We start from the raw sequence: 15,267 nt of genomic DNA, 5'->3' as shown, positions 1-15,267 counted from the left end.
GAGGCCCCGATGAAAAAAGTTGAACGGATTAATGTCATTATGCGGTATATCAACAACCGTGCCGGCTTTACCATTTCTGAAATCATGCGGGAATTTAATATATCCCGTTCAACCGCTATTCGGGATATACGAGAAATCGAAGCGATGGGGATGCCCCTTGTCGCTGAAGTGGGAAGGGATGGCGGTTATTTTGTGATGAACAACTCGGTCCTCCCAGCTGTCCGCTTTACCGATACAGAGATCAAAGCGCTTTTTATCGCTTTTATGGCCACAAGAAACAATCAACTTCCTTATTTAAAGAGCCGTCAATCTTTAGCCGAAAAATTACTGGGCCTCATCTCTGAAAACCAGCAAGATGACCTTGTGCTGTTAAATCAACTCCTGCTTTTTGAAGGAACCAATCCTGATAATCCTGACCTACTTGATCTGTCAGATCTTCCCCATCCTATATTAGAAAAACTTATCCAACTCCTTTTAATGGATCGCCATTTATCGATTACCGTCAACGAAGAGAAGGCGATAAAATGCTATCAGATTTATCTCTTGCACTTGTACCATGAAAAAGGCTTTTGGCTCATTGAAGGCTTTGATATCAAGGATGAACAGAGGCGGATTTTTCCTGTAGACAATCTCACGGATGTCCAACTATCCTCAGTAAAAAAACGGCTAAGTAAGAAAAAGGTTTTAGAAAAACTGAGTAAGCGGGAAGAAGCGGTCAATTTGGTCATTGAACTCGGTCCAAAGGCCATTTCCCAGTTTAAAAAATATCATCCATTCACAGTGTCCATTTCCTATACGAATCCTTTTCAAACGACAGCTATTCTAAAGATGTTTATCAATGTGCAACATCCTGAAGAATTGACCGAGGTCACCAATTGGCTCCTATTCTTAGGCGGGGATATCAAGGTCAAGGAAATACCAGAACAAGTATTGGAGGTTCTACAAGCGAGACGCTTCTTATTCTTCCCATAAGCAATACGCTTAAAACTACAGAAAACTTTTCAAGTCATACGAATTACAGGCAAACAACCCAAGAAGCGGTTATGATAATAATAGAAGATCTAAGGGAGTGTTCGATCGATGCAATGCTTCATTGTAATGCAAGGCCAAACGTATCAAGAAGAAAAAGAATTAGGAATGATTTGGTCACGAAAGGAAGGTAATGGTGATAATTTACCGCATTCGTGGCTACGTGTGAAGGAAGTGAAAGAAGGGGACCGCGTCTTTCATTATGTCAAAGGATATATTGTAGCGATCAGTGTGGCTAAAACTGCATCCCAGATAGCGTCAAGACCATCAACTCACGAGCAGCAGGCGGATCTTGGCTATTTAGTCGAATTGGAGACTTATGAATTGGAAGTGCCTATACATATACGTTCGGAAATCGATGTTCTGTTGCCACACCTACCCGTCAAGTATTCCCCATTTCAGGCAGACGGGAATGGGAATCAAGGCTATTTATACCCTTGCAACGAGGAGCTAGCCATCAAATTGGTAGAGCTCATTAGTGACGCAAACATTTATCAAATCGATGACGAACAACTAGAGTTGGCCATGAGTCCGGTCCGTCAAACGGAGCATAATCCGTTCATCCCCATGCTAACGGAAACGGAAACCGAAGTGAAAACAAAAATCCGCTTAGGGAAACAAAAATTCAGACGCGCTTTACTGCCACTATGGGCTCAAAAATGTGCGCTTTGTGACATTGAGCTACCCGAATTGCTGCGCGCAAGCTATTCCAAGCCTTGGAAAGATGGCACGGATCTTGAACGAGTCGATCCGTATAACGGCGTCCTGCTTTGTTGTAATCATCATGCGCTTTATGAGAATGGATTGATCGCATTTGATGGACAGGGAAGACTACATATTGCCACACGGATTCCGGAAGAGGATTATGAAAAATACAGCATCCGTTCAAAAATGAAAATCGCTCGTACTGAACAGAATAAGCCTTATTTTAAGTGGCATAAGAGGCATATATTTAATTTGAAGTAAATGGGAGAGTGGAATTATGGAAAATAACGTTTTTGATCAGATGGCCAAAAGGTATGACACAGAAGAAAGAATGGAATTGGCTAAAGTTGTCGTGAAGGCAGTAAGGGAAGAATTACGAAATAGTAAATCCAAATCGCTCATTGATTATGGGAGCGGTACAGGTCTGGTGAGCTTGGAGTTATCAGACGTAGTGGGCTCAATTCTGTTGGTCGACTCATCCGAGCAAATGCTGGAGGTTGCACAAGCTAAAATTTCACATAGAGGCATTAGTAATGCAACAGTACTGTATGCTGATTTCACGCAAGAAACGCCTGAGTTGAAAGCAGACATCATCTTAATGTCACTGGTCCTCCTTCATATTCCAGACACAGAGAAAATTTTACAGACACTGTTCAACATGTTAAATGAGGGCGGCAAGCTGATGATCGTGGATTTTGACAAAAACGAAAACATCAATCATCCGAAAGTGCATAACGGTTTTGCGCATGATGAACTGAAAAACAAGTTAGCCAAAGCTGGATTTAAATCGACGGAAATGAAGACGTTTTATCATGGGCAGTGTATTTTTATGAAGCAAGATGCCTCGATGTTTATAGCCACTAGTATAAAATGATTTGCTCAATCTCTAAAAAGAACCTTTTATATCCAGAAGTGTACGCCTCAACCTGTTTTGGTTGGGGCGTATAATATTTTCCCAAAGAGACAAATTAAGATGTACGTATGGCAGCATGAAAAAGCTGTGTTCTGTATGTTTGTTCAGGATTCCTTGCATTTTAAATTATTAGAAAGTTCGTGTTATAGCGTTTATGTAAATCGATTATCGGTTATACAAATGTTGAGCAACCAAATCACCAGGTGATTGATGGAGCGACATACCGGACAATTGACTTTTGGGAGAAGAGGTAAAGTCGATGACTAAAAATAGTGTTAAAAGGGGTAAAAAAGGGATTGCCTTAGGGGCTACTTCCGCTATTGCATGGGGTGTCGATACCGTTCTGATTGGCTTCATTATCGCGAGTACACCATTCAAAGAAGCCGTTATGCTCGCTCCTATTATCGCCGCGTTTATGCATGACTTTTTTTCTTCGATTTGGATTTCCTTGCTGATGATCATGAAGGGTGAATTTATCAATGTCTTAAAGATTTTTAAGACAAAAAGTGGTGCAATTTTAATTTTGGGTGCGCTTTCGGGTGGACCGTTGGCAATGAGCTTTTATTTTCTCGGGATCCAAAATGCAGGTGTCACTTACGCCGCGAGTATTGCGTCTATATTTCCGGGCATAGGGGCTGTGCTTGCTTATTTTTTCTTGAAGGAAAAAATGAACAAAAAGTCTTGGTCTGGCGTTGTGTTAAGTATTATCGGGGTCATTGTATTGGCCTATGTGCCAACGAAGTTTGAGGCCGAGAGCAACTTTTTTATCGGCATTTTGTTTTCATTAGGGGCCGCGGTCTTTTGGGGACTTGAAGGCGTGATTGGTGCTTGGGGAATGAGAGGAAGGGAAGTCATTCCACTCTATGCGATTAATATTAGGCAAATTACTTCCGCTCTCAGTTATGGGATTATCCTCGTCCCACTCTTTCAAGGTTATCCTTTAGTATTCGAAGCGGCGACAACCAATATTGTTTGGCTCCTTGTCATCGCAGGATTATTAGGAACTGCGAATTACTCGTTATATTATTCGTCCATCGATTTAATCGGCGCTGCGAGGGGACAATCACTCAACAATACGTATGTGTTTTGGGCAATTGTAACCGAAATTGTCATTATCGGCACACCGGTGAATTTGCAATTTATTGTCGGTGCCATCATTGTCATTATCGGTTCGATCCTCGTTTCGAGCAGTGTGAAAAGGTGAAGCTTTATGTATATATGAGAGGCATGGACATTGGGTCTATGCCTTTTTTTACTTTGATTTTTGGAATAACAAAAGCACCTCAGCCCTGCTAATGCAGCGGGGAAAGAATTCGCTCAAATATATAGTACGATTGATTTTATATAATATCCATATTTTGTTCTGTAAAGTGTAAGAAGGTTAACAAATGGGCTACTCGCCTCAATCAAAAATGTTACTAGGTTATATAGATGAATTAGATGCTAAGGGAAGAAACAGTTATTATATTGAAAAATGATAAAGTCTCCTTACAATTCTAGGGGGACTTTATCTATTGATTTAGCGAATTTAAAAAGTAGCTGTAAGTAAAGGAAGTGTAAAGAGTAATTGATTTCCAATAAATGCAACTAGAGGCACGCCGATAACGTCCTAATAGTATGACTATTTTTATTGGAAGGGGAAAGAAATGTGATTGGTTTATTGAATCTCGGCAGCCTCGTACTTGGACTGATTGCTTGGCTGTTACCCGTTGTGAATCTTATGCATTCTAAAAAGCACGATAATCGAAATTGGGTCGTACTTTCTATGATGAGCCTCATAGCTTGTGCGATTTCGCTAAGTTTCCAAATAATCTATAACAATCATCTCGTCAACATTGAGGACTGGTCTGCTCTCATGGATACGTCGGGGGCTGTAACGTTTGCCGCTTCCACTCTTCTAATCGTCACCATTTTCCTGAATGCAATTACGTTAGTTGTGTATCGTCGTAGAATAGCAGGTTAGGATGTCGAGATCCAGTTATTAGGATACAATCAATTTACACGATGCTGGAGGAGGAAGATAGATTGAAAAGGTTATTTGCACTAGTTATTCCACTGGTTTTCGTTTTATGTGCCTGTGTGACTGACAATTCACCAGCAAATACGATTTCTGTTGCTGAATTAACCGAGAGAGAAAAAGCCATACTTTCGACGACTTCGGATCAATCTTTTGTTTTTGATTTCGATGTCGACAATGATTATGCAGAAGTCTCGGTGTGGATTGAAAAGTATGAATCAGGTAAATTGGTGGATGATCAAATCAGCTTTATGACCTCAATGATAGAGGAAAGCGGCACGATTGTTTTTGCCAATTCCAATAGGGATGGCAATCAGAAGTACCCAACATTCAATATCGGGGTTAGCAGTAAGGGAAGCACAAGTTCTATTCGTGGTTTCGATTCCGATCCAAGGGATTTGGATGAGATGTCCAGTACGTGGAGCCACTTTCAAGAAGCAAGCCATTCAATCGTTGAAGGAGAAGTAGTATTGGCGAGTATCTGTTATTCAAGCGAAGGCACGATAAGTAGTTTGACCACTGATTTTTACAAAGACGTAGAAAGTCATATAGATGAGCTGAAAAAATACGATGTTGTGTATCTGTTGAAAACTGAATTTAAAAAGTGAAGGTCTATGTACAAATTATTTGACTAACAGGTGTTTGGGCGATTAGTAGCGTCGTATTTTTTCTAAAGGGTAACGATATTAAATGAATGAAGGGTGATGTAGGGGATGACGAAAGAAGTTGTACATTTAGATTTCACTATGAAAACATTTGACACGAGTAAAATGGATATGTGGTCGGAAGAACAGTGGAAGGAATGGCGTGGAGATTCAGAAGAGGATATAGGAATTAAAATATTGTTGATGAATGATCATACGCTTTATTTGAAAATAATGGAGATTTATTATGACGAGGCAACAGGGGATATGTTTTTTGGTTTTGATGCACAAAACAAACTTGACCGAGCTATCCATATTCAATTCGGTAGCTGGAAAATAGATGAGAGTACGAATGATTTATCCCATATAAAGCCACAGCATTTAGAGAAACATTCTGTAGTAAGAGGATTTCAAAGGTTCGTGAAGCGAACTTATTTGGAAAGTTGGGATTCAATAACAATCGAAATAAATATCCTTGACGCTGAAACAAATGAAAATATTAGGGAACTAGAATTTCAAATAAATAAACGTTTAATTCAAGTTTTTTAGTAAAAGGCAATTTCCCTTCCGAATTTAACAACTTGAAATTTGAAAAACGATACAGTATCCTCTTAGAACGCGATTCCTTCTACATCTGTTTGATATCGTCCGTTAGAATGCTCCTTTAGAAACCGCTACAATTATGTTAAAATGAGAGCAGCAGTTGCATTAAGCGGATGGGCGGTTGGCACTCCCTTTTTCTAAGGAAAGGCAGACTAAGAACGCCGCGTCCTGCGGCAACGTCTGCATGACTCACTTCGTGTGAGCCCGTGTTATAGATGATGATAACTACAGACATTATGAATATGCTGATTCAATTCGGTATATTCCTTATTGCAATATTAACGTTAAACGTTGCAATAATAGTTGCAATTGTTATCACAAATCAAAAAAAGTAACCGCCCATTACCCTTCCAACAGGTTTTTCAATGGGGGTTACTTTTTAACACATCTTTGTCAAACTCGGTTAACCGCACTCCATGCGGTATGTGACTGCTATTAGCTGGACGTTTCGCAGACGTTCAGCTTTTTTTATTATATGTTGATTGTATCATGTTCATACGAAAAAAATAATAAGTAAGATTGACGTGTTTTTCAAATTCCAAAAGGCGCACAAAACTCCTCATTTAACACGCTCTCCGAAAGAAGTCGCCCACTTCTAAACGTTACGGGCGTAGCCCAGTGAAAGTGGGCGATGAATTTCGGCTGACGATAGTCAGAATGTTCGTTCTGTCATGCTGATTTGTGATACAATCAGTCCTATGAGGTATAAAGGTTGTGTATCAATGAAATTAGCCAGTAATAACCATTCAGTAATGCTTACAAAAGCGCAAGCTCTCGACTCATAAAAAGGGACTTTCCACAGGTAAGGAAAAGTTTATGGAAAGAGATGTTTTGGTCAAGAAGTTTTTGTCTACTCACAACAGGCGGCGCTACTTTGGAAATCATAAAAAATATATTGAAAATCAAGGGCAAAAATAATAGGGGGTGACGGTGATGTTGCTCAATCAGAAATACGAAATCTTTCCGACAGAAGAACAAAAAGAAATCGTAGAACGATGGTTACACTATTGCCGCCAACTTTATAATTCAGTCCTTTTGGATAAGCAGCGGAAATACAAGCAAAAAAAAGAAAACTATAATCGTTACGATATGCAAAAACAACTGACGATTGATAAGCAGGGATATCCTTTTCTAAAAGAGATCCCCTCACAGCCTTTACAGGAGGTTTTCCTGCGGGTAACAAAAGCCTTTGACAACTACTTTCGTAAAGATGCAAGCTATCCAAAACTTAAAAAGCACAAAGAATATAATAGCCTAACCTTTCCGCAGTTTGGCCTAAACAACAAAGGTTACAGATATGCGATGTCTTTTTCGGCTAACGGCAAGCTCTACAATACGAAGTTGGGTGAAGTGGACATTCTGCTCCACCGCCCATTGAAAGGAAGGATTAAGCAACTCATCATCAAACGGCAAGGACATAGATGGTACGCTATTTTTTGTGTCGAAAGACAAGCGGTCCCATCATCTATTGACCTGAATAATGCGGTCGGTATTGACGTTGGCCTCAATCAATATGCAGTTCTTTCCAATGGCGCGGTATTCGAAAATCCAAGATTCCTCCGAAAACAAGAGAAACAACTAAAGAAAGTACAACGGGCACTCTCCAAGAAGAAAAAAGGTTCTGCAAACTATGCTAAACAAGCCCAGCGAGTTCGTCAGCATTATGAAAAAGTGGCGAACCAACGCCGCGACTTCCTCCATAAGCTAAGCTTCAATCTATCAAAAGATTACTCAGTCATTGCAGTAGAAAATCTAAACATCCGTAACATGGTGAAGAACAGAAAGTTATCCAAATCCATTTCAGACGCAGGATGGGGCATGTTTAGAAAGATGCTGGCTTACAAATGTGAGAAACAAGGCGGTGCACTGGTCAAAGTGGAACCGACATACACAACGCAAGATTGTTCTGCCTGTGGTGAACGAGTGAAAAAGTCACTTTCCATCCGGACACATATTTGTATAAAATGTGGAACAGTTCTGGATCGGGATCACAACGCCAGCCTCAACATCCTCGAAAAAGGATTGAAACAACTATCAACGAACAAGTAAATAATCAAAACTGTAGGGCGGGGTCACGTCCGAACAGTATAATCTACGCCTGCGGAGATCGTGTAAGACATAGCAGAAATCCTGCTATGCTGTGATTTGTGAAACAGGAAGCTCCCACTTCAAACAGCTCGTCAGAGCGTTAAGTGGTGAGTTGTTCACTGTGCAATCATCTCATGGGCAATCGTATGCCCGTCCATTTCGGATGGATAATAAGTTGGCCAGTGACTCACTTCATCCAATAAAGCTTCGCGATCGTCGCCCCAATAGAGATGATAGTGATCCGCTTCGGTTGGATAGATATTGTGATCGCTAAATTGAATATATTGCGGAAGTCCTTCTCCTTCTTCTAGTTTAAAAATGTATCTGACGCCTCTATTGCCCTTTTCATACGTGAGGATTTCGTACCCATCATAGCTATACTTACCGGAATTTTCTTCCCCATTTTTAAAGAACGTCACCAAATCCCCTTGAAATACAATGCGTTCAACGTCTGTTACGTAGCCTTTTTCGTAATATGCTTTATATTCTTCTGCTGTCATATCCTTATTTTTCTCTGCTTTATGCGTAAATACTTCGTCAAGTGTCCCATCTTGAAGATAAGGATAGACCGATTGCCAGTCTCCTTGCCAATCATCCAGTGAACGATCCTTCACTTGGCTGTCTTCGAAATAGCCCGCGTAAATTTGTTCAGTTTCTTCATCATGCGCATGACTATGATTATGTTCATGTTCGTGATCATGATTATGTTCACTTTCAGCTACTTGTTCTTGTGTTGTAACAGCTTCTTCAGTAGCAGATGATTGATCAGTAGACTCGCCTTCGGAAGAATTTGTAGACTGACACGCGACGAGTAAGGAACTGATGGCCAGCACACTTACCCCTTTTGCAAATGAAATTTTCATACGTACACTCCTCTTTTTTGTAAATAGTAATGGTTACGATTTAGAATTATACATATGCTGAGGGGAAGCGTCAAGGGGAAATCTTATTGAATTCGGAATTATATTAGAATCTTTTATATAAGAAAACTTGGTAAACACACAAATCAAAGCCTAAACCCAAAGATGCTAGTCGGGTTTAGGCTGATTGTGCTGCAATATTATCAATGTAATCCAAAAGACTTTACCAATGGAGATATGAAAAAGGACAATATTATCTTCTTACTCTAACTTCCCTAGTCGTAAGTACATTCAACGCATCCCGTACTTTTCTTGCAAAGGAGAGCGGTCTATCAATCGATTCCCAATGCATGAACATAAGCCTTGGATTTTCAAATAGCCAATGATTATGGACAGCTGTCACAATAATTCCATGTTGACGAAGAGCACTAATAAAGGGGTTAATCTCCTCCTGAAGAATGACGGTTTCTCCACTACAAAGTGCACGACCATCACCAGTCATGGATTCAAAAGTAAACATCTGTGGGATGAGCAAGAATGAACGTCCACGCCTACCAAGTACTTCAGGTTTGATGTTTAAACGGGATCTCATGACGATACATTGTTCATTTTCAAACGTGTGCATTGTACCACCTAGAATTCGATTGAATTCATCACAAATATCAGCCCTGTCGGCATGATTCGTAAATCCGGGTACAAATCCTCTTAGGTCATCATGATGATTGAATCTGTCATGATGTGAGTTTGCCTTCGCATACACATCGCGTGAAACCAAAACTTGCATGGCATCCCGCACTTTTCTGGCAAAAGCAAGGGGACGGTCAATTGATTCAAAGTGCATATACATAAGGCGCGGTTCGTCAAAAAGCCAATGATTGTGCACTGCAGTCACAATAATGCCATCTTCACGAAGCCTGCTCATAAACGGATTGATTTCCTCTTGGAGGATAACGGTTTCACCTAAGCATAGACCTCTTCCATCACTATCAATATTTTCAAACGAAAAGGCTTGGGGAACAAACATAAAGGACTCCGCTTCCCTACCTAATACGACGGGATGCAGATTGGTTCTTGATCGAGTAGCTATGCAGACACCATTGATAACTCCGGGAGTAGAGTCAAGAATTCTTGCAAATTCATCACAGAGGTTAGATGGATTAACATCCATATCTTTCATCAATAAACTCCTTCTGATAATTATTTGTACAACTGTTTAACATATGCATAAATAATGATGAGCAATAGACAGTTGTCCAATCAATTCAAGAAGAGGTTCCGATTTTGCCGGGGATATGAACCGGCAATGACCAAAAGGGAACTGAAATTGAACGCAGAAGCACAAATAATTTCACTAATTGTCTGTGTGTAAGTGCGACCGGATAGACGGATAATTTTTTAAATTAAGGAAGGAAAAATAAGGATATTAAAGGCTTTCCACTTTTTTAGTTTAGGACCATCCCTAAAGGGAAAATATTATCGAGTGCAAATTTCCGGAGGTGAGTCTATGAATCAGAAATATGAAGAATGTCTGACAGCATGCTTCGAATGTTTGGAGGCCTGTAACAACTGTTTTGCAGCCTGCTTGAATGAGGAAGACTTGAAGATGATGGCTGATTGTATCCGTCTGGACCGAGAATGTGCGGACATGTGTGCATTCGCTGCACAAGCGATGACGCGAAATAGCCCATTTACCAATCAAATTTTAGAACTTTGTGCTGCAGTGTGCGAACGATGTGGCGAAGAGTGTGCAAAACATGATCACGAGCATTGTCAACGCTGTGCTGAATCTTGTCGAGAATGTGCGGAAGCATGCCGTCAAATGGTAGCTTAAACTATGTGAAAAAAATGTAATACTCAATGAAGTTGTTCCGAAAAATGAAGGGTGTGTTATTCAAATGAGGAAGCAACTATTTCTTGTAGGTTCCGCCATGTTGATCGGTTTAAGTGGCTGCGGAACTGAAAAGAGCAACGAAAATAGTATGAACGACATGGACGAACCTAAACTGGAAGACATAAAAATCGATCCGAATTCCACTGTAGGTAAAGTCCCTGTAAACTTGAAAGAGGCAGCAAATCCAACCTTCCAAGTCGGCAGTGAAGCCATTGTTAAAGCGGACCACATGAAGGGGATGGAGGGCGCTGTTGCAACGATTGTGGGTGCTTATGACACGACAGCGTATGTTATCTCCTATACCCCAGTAAATGGTGGAACAAGAGTGGAAAATCATAAATGGGTGATCCAGGAAGAGATGAAGGATGTAGATGACAAAAACGTGGCACCCGGAACTGAAGTCACGATAGAGGCAGATCATATGAAAGGGATGAAGGGGGCTCTAGCTGAAGTTGTCTCATCTGAAAAAACGACTGTCTATATGATTAATTACACACCGACTACTGGCGGCGACGAAGTGATCAATCATAAATGGGTAACGGAAAGTGAACTATCGGCTAAAGAATGATCGTCTAAAAAGGTTTTAGTGAATAGAAGTATACTGTTGCCGCTAAGGCCCGGCATACTTCCATTAGAAGTCAATTTCCAATTGCTTTGATTGATGTTTTTTTTTTAGAACGTTAAATTGAAAACACAAAAGCGCCTGCAACCACGACGGTTTTGGGCGCTTTTTTATCTTATATTGATTTGATCACTAGATGTGTAAGGATTCAAATGGCATTTGCAGAAATGGTAATAGGGTACCTCCTATAGCAACGGAAACGACAATAACCGTAATTCTGGATGATGACTTTATCCTAATGAGGATAGGGGCTATCACTAAAAACACTTGATCATATAAGTATATCATTATATGATGATGTAGAAATGGAGGGATGGTCTATGAATCATACTGTGACGACAGATATGCACAGGGCATCACAATTATTGAAATTACTTGGGGATCAAACGCGATTGACGATGATGAAATTGCTTCAGTCACATGATTGCTGTGTCTGTGAGTTTGTTGAAATTTTTAAAATGAGTCAGCCCGCGATTAGCCAGCACTTACGTAAACTGAGAGATATTGAGCTGGTGAAAGAAACACGCAAGGGAAAATGGGTTTTCTACTCGATCAATGTAGATCATGAAGATTATCCGTTTGTACAAGCAATCCTTGAACAGCTTCCAAGGCAAGACGGATTAGTAACCGAACTTGAAGCACAAGGCTTGCGAATTTGTTGTGAGTAAAGAGGAGGAAATTTGTTGGGTTCAACACTTGTAGCATCATTGATATTTATCATTACGCTTATTTTGGTGATTTGGCAGCCTAGAAATTTATCGATTGGCTGGTCAGCCTGTATGGGTGCAATCATCGCGTTATTAGTAGGCGTAGTAAATTTTCAAGACGTTATGGATGTAACAGGCATCGTATGGAATGCTACGCTTGCTTTCGTTGCAATTATTATTATTTCATTGATTTTAGACGAAATCGGATTTTTTGAGTGGTCCGCGTTACATATGGCGAGATTAGCTAAAGGTAGCGGTATTCGCATGTTTGTGTACGTCAGTCTTCTAGGTGCAGTCGTTGCAGCTTTGTTCGCAAACGATGGGGCTGCGCTAATCCTAACGCCAATTGTGCTTGCAATGGTTCGAAATTTGAATTTGAATGAAAAAATGATTTTTCCATTTATCATTGCGAGTGGTTTTATAGCGGATACGACCTCATTACCATTAGTCGTAAGTAACTTAGTCAATATTGTTTCAGCTGACTTTTTTGGGATCGGTTTTGTCGAATATGCATCACGGATGATTGTCCCGAACTTATTTTCTTTAGTGGCAAGTATTTTAGTGTTGTTTTTATTTTTCCGTAAAAGTATCCCGAAAGACTATAATGTTTCAGATTTGAAAGAACCGAAGGATGCTGTCAAAGATAACAAGATGTTTCGAATGTCTTGGTTCGTTTTAGGCATATTGCTGATCGGTTATTTTTCTAGCGGGTTTACCGGGCTTCCTGTTTCGATCATTGCTGGCGTCATGGCGATATTCTTTATGATGATGGCACAGAGAAGTCCGGCTGTTCACACGAAGCAAGTGCTAAAAGGAGCACCTTGGTCTATCGTGTTCTTTTCAGTTGGGATGTACGTGGTCGTTTATGGATTGCGGAATGTCGGTCTGACGAGCGTGCTTGGTGATCTCATTCAAGTGGCGGCAGATCAAGGCCTGTTTATCGGGACGATTGCAATGGGCTTTATCGCAGCGATTTTATCATCAATTATGAACAATATGCCTACCGTCATGATCAATGCCTTGGCAATTGCGGATACGAATACGACAGGGACGATCCGGGAGGCTTTGATTTATGCGAATGTCATCGGTTCGGATTTGGGTCCGAAAATCACACCGATCGGTTCTTTGGCCACTTTATTATGGCTGCATGTCCTCTCGCAAAAAGGTGTGAAAATATCTTGGGGTACTTATTTTAAAACCGGTATCATTCTCACAATACCTACACTTTTAATTACATTAATCGGTCTTTATTTATGGTTGTTGATAGTCTGAAAAACACAAAAGAGGAGAATTTCACTATGTCAAAAAAGACATTATATTTCTTATGTACAGGTAACTCATGCCGTAGCCAAATGGCTGAAGGGTGGGGAAAAAATATTCTCGGAGAAGAATGGCAAGTGCTCAGTGCGGGCATTGAAGCCCATGGGGTCAATCCGAATGCCATTAAAGCGATGAATGAGGCAGGCATTGACATTTCGAATCAAACATCGGATATCATTGATCCACAAATCCTGAATCATGCAGATTTTGTTGTCACACTTTGTGGGGATGCGGCTGACAAATGCCCGATGACACCGTCGCATGTAAAACGTGCACATTGGGGATTTGATGACCCTGCAAAAGCGGAAGGAACGGATGAAGAAAAATGGGCGTTTTTCCAGCGCGTACGCAATGAAATCGGTGCAAGGATTGAACGCTTTGCTGAAACAGGTGAATAAGGAAAACAGGCTGTGGCATGCTTAATATTTATCCCGCATTAACGGGCAGTAAGACTCCCACTTCAAGACTTAAGTAAAACAATAAGGATAGATGGGAGATCAACTGCCCGTAAAAGCCCGATTGGTTCAACTAACAATCAGTGGGGGATGAGGAAAACCCCCACTGATTGAAGTTTCACTTTATTTGAGTGGAAATTTAAAACAGGTGGCTGCGTGCGGAACTATTATTGAGTAAAAAATATTAGTAAAGAAGCCAAAGAGAGCTATAGTTTACTCCATTGGCTTCTTTTTTTATTTACAAGGATTTATTGATTATTTTGCTGTTGTTGCTCCGAAGGTTCTTCGGTTGGGTCTGGCTCATCTTCATCGACACCGTTGCAGCCGAACAAAAAACCCGCTGATAAAATAACCGACATTAGCGTAAGAAATTGTTTTTTATGCTTCATACCTAATCCCTCCACTCTGTATTTACTCTTGTTAATATTGACTTACTACTTGAAAATTATTCATAAGCCAACGAAACATAATGTAACCATTTTACAATCTCCTTATTTAAGAAAAAAATCAAACCCAATCTTCCGCATGGTTTCTTATTAAAGAAATCATACGATCCATGGAAGGAGAAAGCCATTTATCTTTGTGGTACGCTAGAAATGTCGCAATGCTTGGATGTTCTGGTGCGACTTCTTCTCCTTTAAGTTTATGGCTTTCCAATTCTTCCTTCACCGAAAAGTAAGGGACCATCGAAATCCCTAAACCACTTCTCACGCATTGCTTAATCGCTTCGATACTTTGAAAGTCCATACTTTCTTTGACATCCATTTGCTTATACTTCAAATACTCATCAAACACCGATTTATAGCTACATAATCTTTCAGTGTAAAGAACGGTTTGATGATCTTCCTCCTCTGGCGGGCTAATCAAAACCATCTTTTCTCTTTTCAATTTTTCACAATAAATTTCTGGCAGGGACCAATTTTCTTTTTCTAATATCAATGCTAAATCGATGTCGCCATTTTGAATTTGTGTAGCGAAATGGTAGTTTTCAATCGATTTTAGTGAAAGATTCACTTTCGGGTAAGCCTTTTTATATGCCAGAAGAATGGGTGGCACACGACCGATCGTCAGCGATTCTGATATGCCGATAATCAAATCGCCAGTCGGTTCATCATCTGTATCAAGTGCCTGGGCATGCAATTCAATAATCTTCACTGCATAGGAAAGAAGCCGCTCACCGTAATGCGTCAAAACGACTTTCTTGCCAAGTCGATCAAATAACGGTTTTCCTACTTCCGCTTCCAACTCTTGAATATGGGTGGTAACAGAGGATTGGGCATAGCCAAGATGTTCAGCAGCTTTTTTGAATCCTCCTTTTTCTGCGATTGTCTTCAGTGTGATTAGATGACGAAGTTCCATCGATATTGACACTTCCTTCGTTCGATTTTAGTGAACTAACCGTTCGGATATATC

At 40.4% G+C, this 15,267-nt stretch carries 17 protein-coding genes and 1 pseudogene; 14 read left to right on the top strand and 4 right to left on the bottom strand.

Annotated elements, in window-relative coordinates:
* Nucleotides 1–9: 9 nt before the first annotated feature.
* The 9 genes and pseudogenes from MHZ95_RS12815 to MHZ95_RS12770 all read left to right on the top strand — a co-directional run bounded on the left by MHZ95_RS12815 (nt 10) and on the right by MHZ95_RS12770 (nt 7,960).
* A complete protein-coding gene (locus MHZ95_RS12815) occupies nt 10–972 on the top strand; it encodes a helix-turn-helix transcriptional regulator (RefSeq protein ID WP_239391042.1) in 963 nt (320 codons plus the stop codon).
* 108 nt (nt 973–1,080) lie between these two features.
* Nucleotides 1,081–1,995, top strand: a complete 915-nt coding sequence (locus MHZ95_RS12810) for an HNH endonuclease (RefSeq protein ID WP_239391040.1) — start codon at nt 1,081–1,083, stop codon at nt 1,993–1,995.
* Between the two features lie 13 nt (nt 1,996–2,008).
* A complete protein-coding gene (locus tag MHZ95_RS12805; protein ID WP_370643036.1) occupies nt 2,009–2,608 on the top strand; it encodes a class I SAM-dependent DNA methyltransferase in 600 nt (199 codons plus the stop codon).
* 298 nt (nt 2,609–2,906) lie between these two features.
* Entirely contained in the window at nt 2,907–3,851 is a 945-nt protein-coding gene (locus MHZ95_RS12800; protein WP_239391036.1) for a DMT family transporter, read from the top strand.
* Between the two features lie 444 nt (nt 3,852–4,295).
* Nucleotides 4,296–4,610, top strand: coding sequence for a hypothetical protein (locus tag MHZ95_RS12795; protein WP_239391034.1), 315 nt, complete (start codon nt 4,296–4,298; stop codon nt 4,608–4,610).
* A 62-nt stretch (nt 4,611–4,672) separates the two neighbouring features.
* Nucleotides 4,673–5,272, top strand: a complete 600-nt coding sequence (locus tag MHZ95_RS12790) for a hypothetical protein (RefSeq protein ID WP_239391033.1) — start codon at nt 4,673–4,675, stop codon at nt 5,270–5,272.
* 105 nt (nt 5,273–5,377) lie between these two features.
* Nucleotides 5,378–5,857 carry a hypothetical protein gene (locus tag MHZ95_RS12785; RefSeq protein ID WP_239391032.1) on the top strand — a complete coding sequence of 160 codons (480 nt, stop codon included), beginning with the start codon at nt 5,378–5,380 and terminating at the stop codon, nt 5,855–5,857.
* Nucleotides 5,858–6,656: 799 nt separating this feature from the next.
* Nucleotides 6,657–6,829 (top strand): annotated as a pseudogene (locus tag MHZ95_RS12775) (transposase); the annotation flags it as partial.
* 15 nt (nt 6,830–6,844) lie between these two features.
* Nucleotides 6,845–7,960: an RNA-guided endonuclease InsQ/TnpB family protein gene (locus MHZ95_RS12770; RefSeq protein WP_239391030.1), complete on the top strand. Its 1,116-nt coding sequence runs from the start codon at nt 6,845–6,847 to the stop codon at nt 7,958–7,960.
* A gap of 155 nt (nt 7,961–8,115) precedes the next feature.
* Here MHZ95_RS12770 and MHZ95_RS12765 read toward each other — a convergent pair whose 3' ends face one another.
* Nucleotides 8,116–8,862 (bottom strand): metal-binding protein ZinT, encoded by a 747-nt coding sequence (locus MHZ95_RS12765; RefSeq protein ID WP_239391028.1) that lies wholly within the window; start codon nt 8,860–8,862, stop codon nt 8,116–8,118.
* Nucleotides 8,863–9,112: 250 nt separating this feature from the next.
* Nucleotides 9,113–10,036 (bottom strand): DUF1259 domain-containing protein, encoded by a 924-nt coding sequence (locus tag MHZ95_RS12760; RefSeq protein WP_239391027.1) that lies wholly within the window; start codon nt 10,034–10,036, stop codon nt 9,113–9,115.
* 327 nt (nt 10,037–10,363) lie between these two features.
* On the opposite strand from MHZ95_RS12760, the gene MHZ95_RS12755 reads away from it, so the two are divergent.
* The 5 genes from MHZ95_RS12755 (at nt 10,364) to arsC (ending at nt 13,797) form a co-directional block, all read left to right on the top strand.
* On the top strand, nt 10,364–10,690 hold the full coding sequence (locus tag MHZ95_RS12755) for a four-helix bundle copper-binding protein (RefSeq protein WP_239391026.1): 327 nt from the start codon (nt 10,364–10,366) through the stop codon (nt 10,688–10,690).
* Nucleotides 10,691–10,754: 64 nt separating this feature from the next.
* Nucleotides 10,755–11,318, top strand: a complete 564-nt coding sequence (locus tag MHZ95_RS12750) for a YdhK family protein (protein WP_239391025.1) — start codon at nt 10,755–10,757, stop codon at nt 11,316–11,318.
* A gap of 374 nt (nt 11,319–11,692) precedes the next feature.
* A complete protein-coding gene (locus MHZ95_RS12745) occupies nt 11,693–12,040 on the top strand; it encodes an ArsR/SmtB family transcription factor (protein ID WP_239391024.1) in 348 nt (115 codons plus the stop codon).
* Nucleotides 12,041–12,055: 15 nt separating this feature from the next.
* The gene (locus MHZ95_RS12740) at nt 12,056–13,351 is read left to right on the top strand and encodes an arsenic transporter (RefSeq protein WP_239391022.1); all 1,296 of its coding nucleotides are present in this window, start codon (nt 12,056–12,058) and stop codon (nt 13,349–13,351) included.
* Nucleotides 13,352–13,377: 26 nt separating this feature from the next.
* The gene (gene arsC / locus MHZ95_RS12735) at nt 13,378–13,797 is read left to right on the top strand and encodes an arsenate reductase (thioredoxin) (RefSeq protein ID WP_239391020.1); all 420 of its coding nucleotides are present in this window, start codon (nt 13,378–13,380) and stop codon (nt 13,795–13,797) included.
* Between the two features lie 305 nt (nt 13,798–14,102).
* On the opposite strand, the gene MHZ95_RS12730 is transcribed toward arsC, so the two are convergent.
* Nucleotides 14,103–14,243 carry a hypothetical protein gene (locus tag MHZ95_RS12730; RefSeq protein WP_239391018.1) on the bottom strand — a complete coding sequence of 47 codons (141 nt, stop codon included), beginning with the start codon at nt 14,241–14,243 and terminating at the stop codon, nt 14,103–14,105.
* A 118-nt stretch (nt 14,244–14,361) separates the two neighbouring features.
* The gene (locus tag MHZ95_RS12725) at nt 14,362–15,213 is read right to left on the bottom strand and encodes a LysR family transcriptional regulator (protein WP_239391016.1); all 852 of its coding nucleotides are present in this window, start codon (nt 15,211–15,213) and stop codon (nt 14,362–14,364) included.
* Between the last annotated feature and the right edge of the window lie 54 nt (nt 15,214–15,267).

The sequence above is a fragment of the Sporosarcina sp. ACRSM genome (assembly GCF_022346545.1).
Taxonomy (GTDB): Bacteria; Bacillota; Bacilli; order Bacillales_A; family Planococcaceae; genus Sporosarcina.
Note: the sequence above shows the minus strand (reverse complement) of the source record. Positions and strands in the feature narration are given on the sequence as shown.

What these genes read in the sequence shown, in the direction of transcription:
- MHZ95_RS12815 (WP_239391042.1), top strand. Translation starts at nt 10, where the DNA reads ATGAAAAAAGTTGAACGGATTAATGTCATTATGCGGTATATCAACAAC.
- MHZ95_RS12810 (WP_239391040.1), top strand. Translation starts at nt 1,081, where the DNA reads ATGCAATGCTTCATTGTAATGCAAGGCCAAACGTATCAAGAAGAAAAA.
- MHZ95_RS12800 (WP_239391036.1), top strand. Translation starts at nt 2,907, where the DNA reads ATGACTAAAAATAGTGTTAAAAGGGGTAAAAAAGGGATTGCCTTAGGG.
- MHZ95_RS12785 (WP_239391032.1), top strand. Translation starts at nt 5,378, where the DNA reads ATGACGAAAGAAGTTGTACATTTAGATTTCACTATGAAAACATTTGAC.
- MHZ95_RS12770 (WP_239391030.1), top strand. Translation starts at nt 6,845, where the DNA reads ATGTTGCTCAATCAGAAATACGAAATCTTTCCGACAGAAGAACAAAAA.
- MHZ95_RS12765 (WP_239391028.1), bottom strand. Translation starts at nt 8,862, where the DNA reads ATGAAAATTTCATTTGCAAAAGGGGTAAGTGTGCTGGCCATCAGTTCC.
- MHZ95_RS12760 (WP_239391027.1), bottom strand. Translation starts at nt 10,036, where the DNA reads ATGAAAGATATGGATGTTAATCCATCTAACCTCTGTGATGAATTTGCA.
- MHZ95_RS12755 (WP_239391026.1), top strand. Translation starts at nt 10,364, where the DNA reads ATGAATCAGAAATATGAAGAATGTCTGACAGCATGCTTCGAATGTTTG.
- MHZ95_RS12750 (WP_239391025.1), top strand. Translation starts at nt 10,755, where the DNA reads ATGAGGAAGCAACTATTTCTTGTAGGTTCCGCCATGTTGATCGGTTTA.
- MHZ95_RS12745 (WP_239391024.1), top strand. Translation starts at nt 11,693, where the DNA reads ATGAATCATACTGTGACGACAGATATGCACAGGGCATCACAATTATTG.
- arsC (WP_239391020.1), top strand. Translation starts at nt 13,378, where the DNA reads ATGTCAAAAAAGACATTATATTTCTTATGTACAGGTAACTCATGCCGT.
- MHZ95_RS12730 (WP_239391018.1), bottom strand. Translation starts at nt 14,243, where the DNA reads ATGAAGCATAAAAAACAATTTCTTACGCTAATGTCGGTTATTTTATCA.
- MHZ95_RS12725 (WP_239391016.1), bottom strand. Translation starts at nt 15,213, where the DNA reads ATGGAACTTCGTCATCTAATCACACTGAAGACAATCGCAGAAAAAGGA.